The 15,824-nt window shown below is 71.9% G+C and carries 10 protein-coding genes; 4 read left to right on the forward strand and 6 right to left on the reverse strand.

Features of this window, described 5'->3' with window-relative positions; all coding sequences use genetic code 11:
- Position 1 precedes the first annotated feature (1 nt).
- The 3 genes from R6Y94_RS04815 to rph all read right to left on the reverse strand — a co-directional run bounded on the left by R6Y94_RS04815 (position 2) and on the right by rph (position 6,560).
- On the reverse strand, positions 2 to 2,719 hold the full coding sequence (locus tag R6Y94_RS04815; protein ID WP_318394507.1) for a glycoside hydrolase family 3 C-terminal domain-containing protein: 2,718 nt from the start codon (positions 2,717 to 2,719) through the stop codon (positions 2 to 4).
- A gap of 159 nt (positions 2,720 to 2,878) precedes the next feature.
- Positions 2,879 to 3,061, reverse strand: coding sequence for a flavin reductase (locus R6Y94_RS04820; protein WP_318394508.1), 183 nt, complete (start codon positions 3,059 to 3,061; stop codon positions 2,879 to 2,881).
- A gap of 901 nt (positions 3,062 to 3,962) precedes the next feature.
- Complete coding sequence (gene rph, locus R6Y94_RS04825) at positions 3,963 to 6,560, reverse strand: rifamycin-inactivating phosphotransferase (RefSeq protein ID WP_318394509.1); 2,598 nt, start codon at positions 6,558 to 6,560, stop codon at positions 3,963 to 3,965.
- 857 nt (positions 6,561 to 7,417) lie between these two features.
- Between rph and R6Y94_RS04830 the strand changes: the two genes are divergently transcribed.
- Both R6Y94_RS04830 and R6Y94_RS04835 read left to right on the forward strand, forming a co-directional pair.
- Positions 7,418 to 7,996, forward strand: coding sequence for an RNA polymerase sigma factor (locus tag R6Y94_RS04830; protein ID WP_318394510.1), 579 nt, complete (start codon positions 7,418 to 7,420; stop codon positions 7,994 to 7,996).
- The gene (locus tag R6Y94_RS04835; protein ID WP_318394511.1) at positions 7,993 to 8,856 is read left to right on the forward strand and encodes a hypothetical protein; all 864 of its coding nucleotides are present in this window, start codon (positions 7,993 to 7,995) and stop codon (positions 8,854 to 8,856) included. Before R6Y94_RS04830 ends, R6Y94_RS04835 begins: the two co-directional genes overlap by 4 nt.
- 307 nt (positions 8,857 to 9,163) lie before the next feature.
- Here R6Y94_RS04835 and R6Y94_RS04840 read toward each other — a convergent pair whose 3' ends face one another.
- The 3 genes from R6Y94_RS04840 to R6Y94_RS04850 all read right to left on the reverse strand — a co-directional run bounded on the left by R6Y94_RS04840 (position 9,164) and on the right by R6Y94_RS04850 (position 13,023).
- Positions 9,164 to 10,846, reverse strand: a complete 1,683-nt coding sequence (locus R6Y94_RS04840; RefSeq protein WP_318394512.1) for a hypothetical protein — start codon at positions 10,844 to 10,846, stop codon at positions 9,164 to 9,166.
- A 195-nt stretch (positions 10,847 to 11,041) separates the two neighbouring features.
- The gene (locus R6Y94_RS04845) at positions 11,042 to 12,724 is read right to left on the reverse strand and encodes an amidase (protein ID WP_318394513.1); all 1,683 of its coding nucleotides are present in this window, start codon (positions 12,722 to 12,724) and stop codon (positions 11,042 to 11,044) included.
- Positions 12,724 to 13,023, reverse strand: a complete 300-nt coding sequence (locus R6Y94_RS04850) for a hypothetical protein (RefSeq protein WP_318394514.1) — start codon at positions 13,021 to 13,023, stop codon at positions 12,724 to 12,726. The genes R6Y94_RS04845 and R6Y94_RS04850 overlap by 1 nt, the downstream gene beginning before the upstream one ends.
- A gap of 444 nt (positions 13,024 to 13,467) precedes the next feature.
- On the opposite strand from R6Y94_RS04850, the gene pyk reads away from it, so the two are divergent.
- Entirely contained in the window at positions 13,468 to 14,919 is a 1,452-nt protein-coding gene (gene pyk / locus R6Y94_RS04855; protein ID WP_318394515.1) for a pyruvate kinase, read from the forward strand.
- The gene (locus R6Y94_RS04860) at positions 14,916 to 15,809 is read left to right on the forward strand and encodes an acyl-CoA thioesterase II (protein WP_318394516.1); all 894 of its coding nucleotides are present in this window, start codon (positions 14,916 to 14,918) and stop codon (positions 15,807 to 15,809) included. Before pyk ends, R6Y94_RS04860 begins: the two co-directional genes overlap by 4 nt.
- Positions 15,810 to 15,824: the final 15 nt, after the last annotated feature.

Here is a 15,824-nt window from a genome sequence, read left to right on the forward strand (position 1 = left end):
CCTACCGCACCCCGACCACGAACTCGGCGGACCGGCTGACGCCGCGATGGCTGACGGTGGCGGTGATCGTGGCGACCCCGGTCGCCACGGCCCGGATGCCACCCGACCGGTCGACCGAGACCACCGCTGGGCGGTTGCTGCGGTACCGCACGGTCGCGCCGGCCGGCAGCGGCGTGCTGGCACCCTCGGCGCGGTAGCCGTACCGGGTGTCGTCGGTCATCGCCACCGTCAGCTTCGGGGACAGGGCGGTGCCGGGGGAGACCAGCGTCGGCCCGGTCGCGGTGACGACCGACAACGCCGGGCGCAGGGTGCCCCGGACGGTCACCACCGCCCGCAGCCGGGGGTCGGTGTCCGCGCTGGACCGGCCGACCTGGAAGGCGTACACCCCCGGGTCGACCACGTACCGGCCGGCGCGCTCGTCGAAGAAGGCGAGGTCGGCGACGGGTACCCGGAACTCCACCCGCCTGGTCTGCTTCGGACGCAGCGGGACCTTCTCGAAGCCGGCCAGCCGCTTGGCCGGGCGTTCCCGGCCCGCCGGTGCGCCCGGCGTACCCACGTAGAGCTGTACCACCTCGGCACCCGCCGTCCGACCGGTGTTGGTGACGTCCACACCGACCCGGACGGTGCCGTTCGGGTCCACCGTCCGGCGGTCCACCCGCAGCCTGGAGTAGCCGAACCCGCTGTAGCCGAGGCCGTGGCCGAACGGGTACGACACCTCGCCGTCGAAGTACATGTAGGTCCGCCCGGGACGCCCGTCCCCGCCCCGGATCGTGTAGTCGTCGATCGCCGGGAGCTGTCCGGCGTCCCGGTACCAGGTGAACGGCAGGTGCCCGCTCGGGTTGCGCGCCCCGAGCAGTACGTCGGCCAGCGCCTCGCCCTTGCGCTGCCCGTTGTACGAACTCCACAGGATCGCCGGCACCGCGCCCTCGAAGCCCTCCACGTCCACCTGGCCGACGGTCTCCAGGTAGACGACGGTGTTCGGGTTGCGGGCCGCCACCTGGCTGATCAGGGACGCCTGCCCGCCGGGCAGCGCCAGGGTGCGCCGGTCGACGTCCTCCCGGGAGTGCCGTTCGTCGGTACCGGCGTACACGATCACCGCGTTGTAGCCGGCGGCGGCCGCCACCGACGCCGGGTCCACCTCGGCCAGGCTCTCCCCGCTGACTCCGGGCAGGTGGTCGACGACCGCGCCCGGGTTGATCCGTTGGATCGCCGCCCTCAGCCCCTGGTAGCCGTTGACCTCGTTGGCCTGCCCGGCACTGGCCTGGATGCTGGAGTAGCCGCCGAGGTACATGCTCGGCGGGTTGGCGTAGTGCCCGAGCACCGCCACCCGGTACGGCCCGGACGCCGGCACCCGCAGCGGCAGCAGCGCGGCCCGGCCGGCACCAACCCGGCTCTTCGGCGCCTGGTTCTTCAGCAGCACGATGCTCTCCGCGCCGACCTCGCGGGCCATCGCCAGCCGGGCCGGGGTCTGGGTGACCGCGCCGTTGGCGTCCGAGTTGGTCCAGGTGCCCGGCGCGACCCGGGACCGGGCGGCGGTCACCCACGGTACGTCCTCCGGCCGGTCGAACTCGCCGAGCCGGATCCGGGTGGTCAGCAGCCGGACCAGCGAGGCGTCGACGTGCTCCTCGGTGTAGCGGCCGTACGGGGTGTCGATGCCCCGGGCGATCGCCTCCGGGATGGTGTTGGCGTAGCTCCACTCGTCGTGGTAGCCCTGCTGGCAGTTCAGGTCCTCGCCGGCCGCGTTGGCCCAGGCGTGCCGTTCGACGTGGTCGAGCGGGGCCGGGTGGCCCGGCGGCTGCCAGCGGTGGCCGTGCTGGATCTCCCGGATCGAGTCGCAGTCCGAGGTGAAGAAGCCGTCGAACCCGAAGGTCTGCCGGGCCAGCTCGTCCATCAGATAGCCACTGGCCGAGGTCGGCACCCCGTTGACCCGGTTGTACGAGGTCATGATGGACGCCGGTGAGCTGCGCTCGACCACCTCCCGGAACTGCGCGGTGTAGTACTCGCGCAGCGTCCGGTCGTCCATGTCGGCGGTGCCGCGCAGCCGGTCGAACTCGCTGTTGTTCGCGGCGTAGTGCTTGAGCGTGGTGCTGGTCTTCAGATATCCGCCGCCCTCGCGCAGCAGCCGGCCGGTCCGGTCCTTGCCTTCCATGCCGTTCACGAACTGCGCGGCGAGCGCGGCGGTGAGCAGCGGGTCCTCGCTGAACGCCTCGTCGTTGCGGCCCCAGCGGGGGTCCCGGGACAGGTTGACGGTGGGGGAGTAGAAGTTCAGGTCGAGCCGGTTGTCCCGGACCACCTCGCGGGCCTCGTCCGAGATCAGCGTCGCCTCCCGGTGGACCAGGTCGGGGTTCCAGGTGGCGCCGAGCGACAGGTCGACCGGATAGGAGGTGGTGTTGGTCAGGATCGGCGGGTTGGCGTTGTGCAGGGTGCCCTCCCGGGCGACGCCGTGCGCGGCCTCGTTCCACCAGCCGTAGGCTTCGATGCCGAGCCGGGGCAGCGCCGCCGACTGGCTGCTGACCAGCTGGGCGGCCTTCTCCGCCAGTGTCATCCGGGAGACGAGGTCGACGGCCCGTTCCTCCGGCGAGTAGGACCGGTCCAGGTAGATGGCGCCGCCGTCGCCGCTGGTCCCGGCCGGAACCGCCGCCTCCGGCTCCGCCGCACATCCGCTGCCGCTTATGAGTACGACGGCCACCACCGTCGCCGTCCAGGCACGCGCTCGCATCCCGCCATCCCTCCGCCGATCCGGTGGACCCCGGGCGAACGTAGGACTCATATCGATAAACGTCAAGATGGCTGTCGGTAGTGGCCCTGCCCTGAGCTGCCGTACCTGGGGATGGTGGCGGCAGTTCGGGGCGGGCGTTCGGACGATGAGGCGGGTCGGTCAGCGGCGGCGCGGCACCCAGTAGAGGATCCGGCCGGCGATCAGCGCCGGGTGGGTGTCGGGAAGTTCCTCCAACGCTCGGGCGAGGTGGGACGCGAGGTAGACCATCAGACCCACCCGGTTGCGCCGGAAGGCGGTCATCAGCGCCAGTCGGGCTGGTGGCAGGGCCATGGGTCGCCGCACGACCGGCAGGCGTACGACGGGTGCGCGGGGACGTGCACGCGCCAGCGTTCCTGCGGCCCGATCACGGCTACGTCCGGCCGGCCCGTTCGGCAGGAGAGGGCCGGTCCCCGACCCGGCCCCGGTTGCGCGGCCGGGTCGCGGGTGATGCCGGCGGCACGGCCGGGTTCAGGCGCAGGACGACCTCGGGTACCGGCGACGACGCGCGCATGCCTGCCTGGTGCTCCGCCTCGGTCAGCGGGCGGAAGGGCCGGAACGGTGGCGGAATCTGTTCAGGGCTGGCCGGACAGGCCCAGCGGTGGCCACATCGGCAGTACGGCCAGAGTCGTCGCCAGTCGCGTCGGTGTCGTCGCGGCGGTTGTCGCCGGCTTCCCGGCGCCATCGGCACACCTCTCAGGTCTCGGAGGTCGGGAGACGGGGACCACCAGTGCCTCTGAATCGGCCCCCGTCTCCGACGAAGGTGGAACCGGCCTTGTGGCTCCTCCGTCTGCCCTCCATCCTGGACTATCAACCGCTTGGAGCGGAACATAGACGATGCCATAGCCGACGATGTGCCAGTGCGGCATCGGCTCGTCACGTGAGTAGAAGCTGATGCCATCGAGCGGGTCAGGCCCACCCAGCGCGAATCGGTGCAGCGTGCCGTAGTGCTTCGGCTCGACATTGGGGTACAGCTCGGCGAGCCGGACGTCGATCGCGTCCCAACCAGGGGCACCGGAGGTCATTGGAGGATCAGAACATGCCGGTCCGGGCGCTGCGCGCCGGACCACCCAGGTGAGTCAGCACAGCGACACGAACTCCGAGTCAAGTGACGGCGGCAGATCCTGATCCCCGACGATGACCTCGAAGCCGCCATCGCGCGGCTGGCCGTCGACCAGGGGACGGGGCTTTCTCGCTGAGTGGTCAGTCACGGCAGGATCTCGACGTACCCGTCGGTTCCGTGCACACGGATCCGCTGCCCATCGGGGATCAGCCGGGTGGCGTCTACCACACCGACGACGGCCGGCAGTCCGTACTCGCGTGCGATCACTGCGCCGTGCGTCATCAATCCTCCGACCTCCGTCACCAATCCTGCGATGGCGACGAAGAGGGGCGTCCAGCTCGGGTCCGTGTGAGTCGTGACGAGGATGTCGCCCGGTTCGAGATCGGCCCGTGCCATGTCCAGGATGACGCGGGCCCGCCCTTCGACGGTCCCGGCGGAGACCGGTAGGCCGATCAGCGCGCCGGCCGGCAGATCGTCGCGCCGGTACACTCCGGCGACGGCCTCGCCATCCGAGGTGAGCACCCGGGGTGGCGTGAGCGCCTGATACGACCTGAAGTCGTCCTTGCGCCGGCCGATGAGCTGGTCATCCACCCGGTTCGCGCGCACGACGTCGTGGAGCTCCTCGAACGTGAGGTAGAAGATGTCCTCCTTCTCCCGAAGTACGTGGGCCCGCACGAGGCGCTGGGCTTCTTCCAGCAAGGCCTTCTTGTACACGAAGTAGCGGCTGACCATGCCGTACTTCGGATACTCCCGGTACCCGATGAAGGTCCGGACCCGGTCGATCATCCGCTTCGTCTCTTCGGCCTTGCGCTCGCCGTCCGGCAGGGCCCGCAAGCGCTCCAGCAGCTCCTGCTCCTTTTCCCATGCCTCCTGCCGCCCCTGTGCGAAGCGCCGCTCGCCGGCTCCCGGCGCGAAGTTCCGGATATTGCCGAGGATCATGGGCACGAGCGTGGAGGGGCGTTCACTCCACCGCGGCCGCGTGATGTCGATCTCGCCGACGCACCGCATGCCGTACTTGTCGAGCCAGGTCTCGATGGCGTCTCGCGCTTCCCGCCCGCCCGCGAGCGTGGGCAGCTGGTCCAGGAAACCCTCGTCCTCGACGTGCTGCAGAAACGCCACCACGTCCGGATGCGGGCGGATCACGTCAGCGACGCCCAGCAGCGCCAGTCCCATCTCCGACGTGACGTTGTGGGGCACGGACTGGGTGAGCGTGTCCGCCGCGTTCTTCTCGCCCAGCCACGCCTCCAGCCGCTCGTTGAGCCACCATGCGGCCTCCATCGCCGACATGAACACCTGATGGCTCTGCGGATCGAACAAGATCCGCCTCAGCTCCTGGACGTCCGCCCGGATGAAGTCGAGCAGCGCCTCCCCGGACTTCGTCCGGATGTCGCGTTCCGCGGCGGCGATGGATGCCTCGCTGCGCCCGATCAGCTCGGTGACGATGGCGGGATCGGTCTCGATCGGGGCCGGCGCGCCGCCCGACAGGGGCCCGGGGGGACCCTCGTCAGGGAGCGGCCGGATGAAGCCGTCGCGCTCCAGGATGGTCCGCAGCGCGTCGCCGATCAGTGGATCGGATCTTCCCGCCAGCTCCAGGAGGCCGGCGCGGCTCGTCGGCGAGGCCAGCCTCTGGGTCACGTCGACGAACAGGCGGCCGCCGGCCTCGGCCATCGGAGCGGGGGTCGTCAACTGCCAGAAGGAGAGCCCGAGGGGCTTCATGGGGTCGGTCATCATCTGCTGATGGCCGACGGAGAGATAGACGTGGTTCTCCCGGTCGGCGGACTCGGGGATGGGGAACAGCGTGGTGACCGGCCGGCTCTGGACGATCCGGAAGTCGTCGTCGACCAGGCACCATTCGATGTCCTGCGGACGTCCGAAGTGCGCCTCGATCCGCCGGCCGAGCTGCACGAGCCGCACGACCTGCGTATCCGTCAGTGCCGGCTGCTCCTGCCGCTCCGGGTCGATCGCCTGTTCCTGCGTACCGCCCGCTGGCGAGGCGTGCACGGCGAGCTGCTTGGCGCCGATCGCCTTGGCGACGATCTCGCCGTCGCGCACCTTGTAGACGTCCGGGTTCACCAGGCCGGAGACCAGGGCCTCGCCGAGGCCGAAGCTGGCCTCCACGGAGGCGACCTTCCGGTTGCCCGTGACGGGGTCGGCGGTGAACAGGATGCCGGCCGCCCGCGGGAAGACCATCTGCTGCACGATCACGGCCATCTGGACCGTACGGTGGTCGATGCCGTTGCGCTGGCGGTAGGTCACGGCCCGCTCGGTGAACAGCGAGGCCCAGCACCGGCTGATGTGCTGGAGGATCGCGGCCCGGCCCACGACGTTCAGGTACGTGTCCTGCTGGCCGGCGAAGGAGGCCGTCGGCAGGTCCTCTGCCGTCGCGCTGGATCGGACGGCGTAGGCGGCTTCCTCGCCGAGCTGGGCGAGCGCGCGAGCGATCGCCGCCGCCAGATCGTCCGGGATGGCGATCCCTTCGACGGTCCGGCGGATCTCCGCGCTGAGCATGCGGATCGCCTCCCGGTCGTCCGGGTTCAGTCGCGACAGTTGATCGAGCCGGTCGTCGATCGAGGGCGCTTCCGCCATGACTCGCCGGTAGGCCTCCGTCGTCAGGCAGAAGCCAGCCGGCACGCGGATGCCGTCGATCCGCGACAGCCCGCCCAGGTGGGCGCCCTTGCCGCCAGCGACCGCGACCTGCGTCTCGTCAAGCTCTTGAAGGCCCAACACGTAGGGCTCACTCATCGTGACACCTCCGGGGCAGCCGTGCTCCGTTGCCCTGCACCGGCCGGTCGAATCACCGGCGCCTCCAGCTCTGTCGAACCTCGTGCCGCGCACGTCCCCAGCTCTCGTTGCCTTCCCGCTGACGAGTCGGCCGGCCACTCCGCCTGGTCGGGCGGCGCGCAGACCCGCACCTCCGCGCCGGGCGCCCGCAACCGCACCGCCAGTCCCGCCAGCGGTCCGACGTCACGGCGTCCACTGGTCGACCACAACACACGCACGTCGTGCCCCCGTGTCTTCGTCAGTTCCTGGTCAGGCCGACGATTCTGCAACCCGACCCGGGTCTTGCGGCAAGCCCCCCAGCCTGCTATATGTTAAAAGTGGCAAGGAGTCAGACCTCCTTGCCTTGCTTTTTGGGTCGTCCGCCGCGGACTGACATCCTTCTGCGGACGGGCACCCTTCGCGCCGTCTGACGCGCCCGCTCGGCGAGCGCCCGCCAGAACTTCGGCGTCACGTCGGGGTGCAGTTCCTGGGCCTCGACTGACCGCGCGATCGAGGACCCTCGCATGTCGAAGTAGACGCCCGGGGACGGACGAGCTGGTCGTCCGGACTGGCGGCACTCGCCGACGCAGCCGCGCCGCCGCCACCGACCGCGACCGCCGCCACCAGCACGTCCTCGACCGTCACCAGCACGTCCTCGACCGCGTCGCCGCCGACCAGATCCCGCCGGACGACCCGACGAGACGCGAAGTGATCAGCGAGCCGGGTGACCGCCCCATCCGCAGCTGTGGATGTGCCCCTCACCCGGCCATCGGTCCGGCCGATCCTCAGCTGCGGCGGTCCGGATGCGACGCGACGACGCCGGCCGGCCATATAGAGGTGTGAGGACTGACATACCGCCGAGCGACACCCAGCTCTGGACGGCCGGCACCGATGGCGACGAGACGGCGTTCGGGCAGCTGTTCGAGCGCCACGCCCGGGCGGTGTACAACCACGCGTTCCGGCTGTCCGGCTCGTGGAGTGTCGCCGAGGACGCCACGCAGACCACGTTCGTGACCGCGTGGCGGCGCCGGGGTGAGGCCCGGCTGGTGGATGGCTCGGTGCTGCCGTGGCTGCTGGTCGTGGCCACGAACGCGACCCGCACCGAGCACCGGTCCCGGCGACGCTGGCACGCCCTGCTCCGCCGGATACCGCCGGAGCCCGAAGGCACGTCGGACCCCGCCGACGAGGTGGCCGACCGGCTGCACGACGAGCAGCGCATGCGGGACCTGCTGGCCCTGGTACGCAAGCTGCCCCGCGCGGAACGCGAGGCGATCGCGCTCTGCGTCTGGTCCGGTGTGCCGTATGCCCAGGCCGCCACGATTCTCGGCGTCACCGAGGGCGCCGTCCGTTCCCGGGTCAGCCGGGCACGAGCCCGCCTGGCCCGCATGGTGGCCACCCGCAGACAGGAGGAGCGATGAACGACATCCTGCAGCCCCCCGCCGAGCGGGACCTGCCAGCCGGACGCGCCGAACGGATGCAGGCCAGCGTCCTCGCCGCACTACAGGAGCCCGAGCCGCAGCACCCAGGCCGGCGCGTCGCGGTCCTCGCCGCCGTGGTGACCACCGTCGCGGCCGGTGCGGTCGGGGCCGCGTGGTGGCCGTTCGGCGGGAACCATCAAACGCTCGCGATGTCCGCCGCCGAGCTGTCACCCTCGCTGCGCGATGCGGCCGAGCACTGCCTGGCCTGGAACCAGACCCGGTGGACTCCGACCGACGCCGACCCCCGAGTACAGGAGGTCACGCTGGACAATCTGGCCGTGGCCACGCAGCACGGTGACGACTCGGTCATGCTCTTTCTGAACGACGCCGGCTACGTGACCTGCGAACTCCAAGCCAAGCGGCTAGGCAGGGGGTTCACCGGTAGCATTGGCTCTGACGAGTGGAAGGGCCGCCGGGACTGGCTGCCCGGACCCGTCGAGATCCTCGGCATGTCCTCCAGCGAGTTCGACGGCGGCGACGTGACGGTCACCGGGCGGGTCAGCGCCCGGGTGCAACGGTTGGTGCTCGAGCACGGGGACAGGCGCACCACGACGGCCCGGCTGGAACGCGGGACGTTCGGGCTGGTCAGTACCGGTGGGGCGGTCCACCCGGATGCGCAGCTGGTCAGCTACGACGAGGACGGCGACGAACTCGGCCGGTCGCCGCTGTACGGCACCGGGGAGGTCGGCTGTTACGTCGACCCGGCCGGGAAGGTCGTCTACCAGCCGCGACACGCCAAGAACGAGCCGTCGCCGGTGGACCCGGCCGAATGCGTCCCCGCCGAGCCCTGGGGACGCTGACCGTGCGGTGGCCCGGAACGACCACTACGGTCGGGCCGGGCCGCCGCGACCGCCGCACGCCCCGCACGAGGTCGGTGCCGGTACCGAACGACAGGGTCAGCCGACGTACCGGGGCGGCGGGGCCGCGTCGAGGGTGGGCCGGGGTCAGGCAGGCCGGCGTCGTGTCGACCACCCGGGCCGTGACCACGACGTGCCCGTCCGGCTCCTCGGTCGCCCGTACCGACCGGGGTTGCGGGGTGGCCTCGATCCGCTGTCAGCCGGCGGCTCTCAGACCGGCCTCAGGCGGGTCCTGGCCCCGGGGGCCGACTTACCTCGACTCTCCCCTGACCAGACCGCAGCGGTGCGCGAGGTCCAGCGCGTCGGGCAGTTCGCCGTGCCGGGCCAGCAGCATCGCGGCGCGGCCGGCCGCCCGCCGCGTACTTTCGGCGTCTGGTGCCGCGTCGAGCATGGCGGCGAGTAGGCCGGAGTCGCCGACCTGCTCGGCGAAGCGCGCAATGGCGACGACCTGGCGGCGGCTGCTGGTGGGCACGGCTGCCAGCGCATCCGGCACGACAGTCCGAGCCTCGGCGTCGAGGGCTGGCAGCAACGCCTCGGCGAGCGACCAGTAGCCTTCCCGCAACGCGCCGGCCACCAGACGGGTGAACAGCTCGCGATCCCGCGCCAGCAGTCCCGTGCGGCTGGCCAGCCGGGCCAGCACCAGGCTCAACCGTGAGTCGGGTCGGCCGCCGGCAGCCTGCGCGTACACCGGGTCGAGCGCGGTGGTGTCGCCCGTTTCGACAAGCGCGGCGCCGAGCCCGGCGTCGGCCAGCAGCGCCCACGACATGTTCCGCAGGCGGGCCCGCAGCCGCGGTACGTGCACGTCGACGATCTCGGTGCGCAGCGGCTCGTCGGCCAGGGCATGCGCGAGCGGTACGACGTCCGCGACGACGGCGGCCAACTCCTGGGGGATGACCCCGGGACCGGCCAGCACGTCCAGTACGGCGCGGAGCCGCTCCGGGGTTGTCGCCGCGCGCCGGCCGTCGAGCCAGCGCAACACCTCAAGGGCAAGCGGGCCCGGCCCGTATCCCGACACCCGGCAGTCCCGCATCCGGCTCAGCACGGCAAGCGCGTCGTCGACTCGCTCCAGTGCCAGGAACAGCCGGGCGAATCGGTGCTGGTAGATCATCTGTACGTCGCGCTCGCGGCCTCCCTTCGGGCACTTCCGGAACGCGGCCACCAGCGCCTTCGCCCGCGCCGGGGTGAGCCCGGGCGTCACCAGCGTCAGCAGCGCGCGCTGCTGCTGACTCGGGTCGAGCCGGGTAGCCAGCGTGAGTGCGTCGTCGAACCGGTCCGCCGCGACGAACGCGGCGACGAGTCGCTCACCGTCGATTTCCCGGACGGCTCCACAGCGCCGGTCAACCTCGGCGAGGCCGAGCGGCCCCCACAGGACGGCTGCCGCAGCGAGGCAGGGCCGGTCGTCCCCGTCCAGCAGCGCCGACCAGCGGTCGAGATGCTCGGGCTCGCCGACGTACGCCTCGGCCAGCGCCGCGAACACCGCCGAGATTCGCGCCGCCCGGAAGTGGGCCCACCTACGGTCCTCGTCCGGCCGGATCACCAGCACGGCCCGAAGCAGCGCCGCCTCCGCGTCGGGGTTGCCAGCCACCAGGCGGGCGAGCGTCCCGGCGACCGCTTGCTCGGGACCGCTGCGTCCACTCTCGAACAGACGGTACGGGTGCTCGCCGTCGAGTGCGGCGGCCACCACCTGCGCGGCCTGCTCGCCGGTGAGGACTCGGGGTGCCGCCTCGGCGAACTCCTTCGGTAGCCAGCCGTCCAGGCACGCCGCCAGTTCCTCGGCGGCACCGGCGTGGTCGCCGCCGTCGAACCGGGCCACCGCCCACCCGACCCGGTCAGCCGGGTCCACCCTCCACTCCGACGGCACTGCTTCGAAGCGTGCGAGGGCGGATCGGGCCCGGTCGGCGAGGTCGGTGGAGATGCTCACGTCGACTGGCACCCGGCGACCTTACCCAAGTCGGGGCACCCGTACGGTCCTGGACTGTTCGTCCAGGACGAGCACCCGGCGGGCCGGTGACGGGAACCGGTGAGGCGCGGCTGGGCGAGCCGGCCGGCCGCGACCCCACGACCACCGGAAGAGGGGCCCTCAGCACCATTGCTGAGGGCCCCTCTTCGCGTTCGCGTACCCGATTGTCTACTGGGTCAGCTCGGCGACCTGCTCGGCGGTGAGCCGGCCCCGGGACTCGTCCGGCTCCGGCGCCGCGCGCGTGCCCCGGGCGGCCCGGGCGTCCGCCGCCGCGGCCGGCGGATCGGCCGGCCGGCGCCAGTGCCAGTCGGTGACCTCCTGGTACGCGGCCACTACCGACAACAACCGCTCCTCCCCGTACGGCAGGCCGCCGAGGATGGTGCCGATCGGTACCCCGGCCGAGGTGAACCCGATCGGGAAGCCGATCTCCGGCAGCCCGAGGATGTCGAACGGCACCGGACCGGTCTGCACCACCACGTCGCAGACGTCGAAGAGCTGGTCCAGCACCCGCTCCAGGAAGAGCAGCTTGGCCCGCTGCCCGGTGAGGAACTCGTTGCCGCCGAGCAGCGCCCCCTGCAACCAACTGGTCACCGAGACGCCGAAGCCGCGCAGGTCGGTCCGGAGGTACGGCATGAACGGCTCGCTGCGCTCCGGCAGCCGGATGTTGTTGAAGCTGCCACCGGTGAGCAGGTTCCAGTCCTCCGGCAGGGTCACGTCCACCAGGGTCACGCCGGAGATCTTCGCCAGCTCGGCCAGGAACGCCTGCCGGGCCAGTGCGGTTGCGGACGCGCCGGTGGCGTAGCCGGGAAGTACCCCGATCCGGGTCTTCCAGCGCAGCTTGACCCGCTTGCCGACGTACACCGGCGTGGCCGCCTCGATCAGCCGGGGGACCGGTGGCAGGCCCTGGCTGCGCGGGTCGGCCGGGTCCTCGCCGGCCATCGCGGTCAGCATGATCGCGGCGTCCCTGGCGTCCCGGGCCAGCGGGCCGGGATGGTCCCGGGTGTAGCTGAGCGGGATGATGCCGTTGCCCGAGACCCGGCCCATGGTCGGCTTGAGACCGGTCAGGTTCTGCGCGTTCGACGGCGCGGTGATCGAGCCGCCGGTCTGGGTCCCGGTGCCGGCGGTGGCCAGCCGCCCGGCGACCGCCGTGGCGGTACCGGTCGACGAGCCGCCCGGGTCGGTGCCCGGGTTGGTCGGGGTCCAGGCGTTGACCGTGGTGACGATTCCGGCCGGCGTGGTGGCGCGAGTGGTGGCCAGCGGGCCCATCTGGGTCTTGCCGAGCACGATCGCCCCGCCCGCCTTGAGCCGGGCCACCGCCGTCGCGTCGAACGGCGGCACGAAGTCCTGGAACAGGTAGGAGTTGGCGGTGGTCGGCACCCCGGCGGTGTAGTAGTTGTCCTTGATCGCCAGCGGGATGCCGTGCAGGGCACCGGAGCGCCGCTGCCGGGCGGCGGCCCGGGCGGCGGCCAGCGCCGCGTCCGCGAGCACCAGGTTGAACGCCTGGTACGTCCGGTCGTACGCCCCGATCCGCGCCAGGTACGCCTCGACCAGCTCCTCGGGGCTGAGCCGGCCGGCCCGGATCAGCCAGGCCGCCTCGGCGACGGTCAGCTCGGTCGGGTCGGCCAGCGCCTCCGGCCGGGGCCGCCGGTACGCCTCCGGCCGGTCCAGCGCCGGGTTCGGCCTGCCGCCGCCGTGCCCGGCCGGGCCGGTGGCACCGGGGGGGAAGGCGCCGGCCACCCGGGGCAGCGCGACGGCACCGCCGACCGTTCCGGCGGCGGCCAGCGCGGCGGCCCGGGCCAGGAAGGCGCGCCGGTCGACGGCCCGGTCCTGAGGCGCGAAGTTCTCGGTCATCAGCGCCGCCATTCCGTGCTGATCGAGGGGTAGAGCATCGGGGCCGCCTGCTGGGACAGTGCCTTGGCGTGCGCCGGGTCGGTCCCGGCCGGGGCCGGCAACTGGTACGCGGCCAGGTCCGCCACGGTGCCCCGGACGAACGAGCGCAGCGAGGCGAGTACGGAGTCCCGACCGGGCGATCCGGTTTCCGGGTCGGCGGCGGTGCCGGCTGGCAGTTGATCGAGGTCGATGCCCAGGCTGGCCAGCCGGGCCCGGATCAGGGTGTTGAGTTCGGCGTCGGTGGGCGGGGTCGGTGCCATGGCGCTCCTCGCGACGATCGGTGCGACTCGGACGGTGCTGCGTCGACCGGGCGGTCCGGTGCTGGTCGTCGGTGTTCCGACCGGGAGTCCCGGAGCGGTCGACCGCCAGCGGTGCCGGATCTTGATCAACTACATCGAGCCTGACTGTCCGGCCGGACGGTATCGGGGTGATAACGGCAAGATCACGTCACGGTGAACTGGCCGCCGGCGGCGTAGACTCTCTGCTCGGGCGCCGCAGGTCGCCCGCGCGCGGACCCGGACCAACGCGAGCCGGGAGCACGGCGGTGGCGCGGCGGGAGTAGGCTCGGCGCCGCGCGGTCGCTGACGCCCGCCAACGACGTCCCGGTGTGACGACCCGCCGGTCACCTGACAGCCGCGTGACGTTGGTCAAGACTTCGGCATCCCGAGGGTCCGGCGGGCCGATCCGAGAGAGAGACTAGCCTGATGGCCGTGACACGCCGCGCGAAGATCGTCTGCACGCTTGGTCCCGCGACCTCCTCACCGGAGCGCATCCGCGGACTCGTCGAGGCGGGCATGGACGTAGCCCGGCTGAACTTCAGCCACGGCAGCCATGCCGACCACGAGCAGGTCTACCACCTGGTCCGCGAGGCCGCCCGGACCACCGGTCGGGCCGTCGCGGTCCTCGCCGACCTCCAGGGCCCCAAGATCCGGCTCGGCCGGTTCGCCGACGGCCCGCACGAGTGGCGTACCGGCGACTCGGTGGTGATCACCGGTGACGTCGTCCTCGGCACCCGCGACCGGGTCTCCTGCACCTACGAGAAGCTGCCGGCCGAGGTGAAGCCGGGTGACCGGCTGTTGATCGACGACGGTCGGGTGGCGGTCGAGGTCAGTGAGGTGCACGGCAACGACATCCGGGTGCTGGTCACCGAGGGCGGCGCCGTCTCCAACAACAAGGGCGTCTCGCTGCCCAACGTCGCGGTCAGCGTGCCGGCGATGTCGGACAAGGACGCCGAGGACCTGCGCTTCGCGCTCGGGCTCGGTGTCGACATGGTGGCGATGTCCTTCGTCCGCTCGCCCGACGACATCAAGCTGGCGCACAACATCATGCACGAGGTCGGGGTGCACCGGCCGGTGATGGCGAAGGTGGAGAAGCCGGAAGCGGTGACCCACCTGGAGGCGATCGTCAACGCCTTCGACGGCATCATGGTGGCCCGCGGCGACCTCGGCGTGGAGCTGCCGCTCGACCAGGTGCCGCTGGTGCAGAAGCGGGCCGTGCAGCTCTGCCGGGAGAACGCCAAGCCGGTCATCGTGGCCACCCAGATGCTCGACTCCATGATCGAGAATTCCCGGCCGACCCGCGCCGAGGCGTCGGACGTCGCCAACGCGGTGCTGGACGGCGCCGACGCGGTGATGCTCTCCGGCGAGACCAGCGTCGGTAAGTACCCGGTGCTCACGGTCAGCACGATGGCCAAGATCGTCACCACCACCGAGTCCGGGTCGATCGGTGTGCCCCGGCTCCAGCACGACCCGCGTACCCACGGTGGGGCGCTGACCGTCGCCGCCTCGCAGATCGCCAAGGCGATCGGCGCGAAGGCGCTGGTCGCCTTCTCACAGACCGGTGACACCGTGCGGCGGCTCTCCCGGCTGCACTGCGACCTGCCGCTGCTCGCCTTCACCCCGGTCCCCGAGGTCCGCGACCTGCTCGCCCTCTCCTGGGGCGTGCAGACCTTCCTGATGCCGTTCGTGCAGCACACCGACGACATGTTCCGGCAGGTCGACCAGGCGCTGATCGGGCTCAGCCACGCCAACCCGGGCGACTACGTGGTGATCGTCGCCGGTACCCCGTCCGGCACCCCCGGCTCGACCAACACGCTGCGGGTGCACCAGCTCGGTTCGCTGGTCGACCCGGCGACGGTGGCGCGGACCGGGCAGTGAGTCCGGACGGCCCCGGCGAGGTCGTCGTCGGGCAGGCGGCGGTCGACCAGCTACTGGAGGTACTCGATCTCCGCCAGCTCGACGAGATGACCTTCCGGGGGATGAGTCCCCCGGTCGGCCCGCAACGGGTCTACGGCGGCCAGGTCGCCGGCCAGGCCCTGGTCGCGGCCGGCCGGACGGTCGACCCGGGCCGGTTCGTGCACTCCCTGCACGGCTATTTCGTCCGGCCCGGCGACCCGGCCGAGCCGATCGAATACCAGGTGGAGAACATCCGGGACGGCCGCTCCTTCTCGGTACGCCGCTCGGTCGCGCTCCAGCACGGCAAGCCGATCTTCTTCATGTCGGCCTCCTTCCACCGCGAGGAGGAGGGGCTCGACCACCACGCTCCGGCGCCGGTCGACGTGCCGGCCCCGGAGGCGCTGCCGACCATGGCCGACCGGCTGGCCCGCTATCCGGAGCGGCTCGGCATCTGGGCGATGATCCCCCGCCCGATCGACGTCCGCTACGTCGGCGAGCCCGGCTGGGTACGCCCCGGCGACCGGCCCGCCGACCCGCACCAGCGGGTCTGGATGCGGATCGACGGCAAGCTGCCGGACGACCCGCTGCTGCACGCCTGCGCGCTCACCTTCGCCTCCGACATGACGCTGCTCGACTCGGTCCTCTCGGTGCACGGCGAGGTGTGGGGGCCGGGTGGCCTGGTGGGAGCCAGCCTCGACCACGCGCTCTGGTTCCACCGCCGGTTCCGGGCCGACGAGTGGTTCCTCTACGACTGCTGGAGTCCGTCCGCCTCGGGCGGTCGGGGGCTCGCCACCGGCCGGATGTTCACGGTCGACGGCCGGCAGATCGCCAGCGCGGTACAGGAAGGGCTGCTCCGCCGGGTCGGCGCCTGACCGGGCCGGTTAACC

The organism is Plantactinospora sp. KLBMP9567 (genome assembly GCF_033446045.1).
In the GTDB taxonomy this organism is placed as follows: Bacteria; Actinomycetota; Actinomycetes; order Mycobacteriales; family Micromonosporaceae; genus Plantactinospora.

Excerpts from the sequence above, each read along its gene's own strand:
- pyk (WP_318394515.1), top strand. The coding sequence starts at position 13,468 with ATGGCCGTGACACGCCGCGCGAAGATCGTCTGCACGCTTGGTCCCGCG.
- rph (WP_318394509.1), bottom strand. The coding sequence starts at position 6,560 with ATGAGTGAGCCCTACGTGTTGGGCCTTCAAGAGCTTGACGAGACGCAG.
- R6Y94_RS04815 (WP_318394507.1), bottom strand. The coding sequence starts at position 2,719 with ATGCGAGCGCGTGCCTGGACGGCGACGGTGGTGGCCGTCGTACTCATA.
- R6Y94_RS04845 (WP_318394513.1), bottom strand. The coding sequence starts at position 12,724 with ATGACCGAGAACTTCGCGCCTCAGGACCGGGCCGTCGACCGGCGCGCC.
- R6Y94_RS04835 (WP_318394511.1), top strand. The coding sequence starts at position 7,993 with ATGAACGACATCCTGCAGCCCCCCGCCGAGCGGGACCTGCCAGCCGGA.
- R6Y94_RS04850 (WP_318394514.1), bottom strand. The coding sequence starts at position 13,023 with ATGGCACCGACCCCGCCCACCGACGCCGAACTCAACACCCTGATCCGG.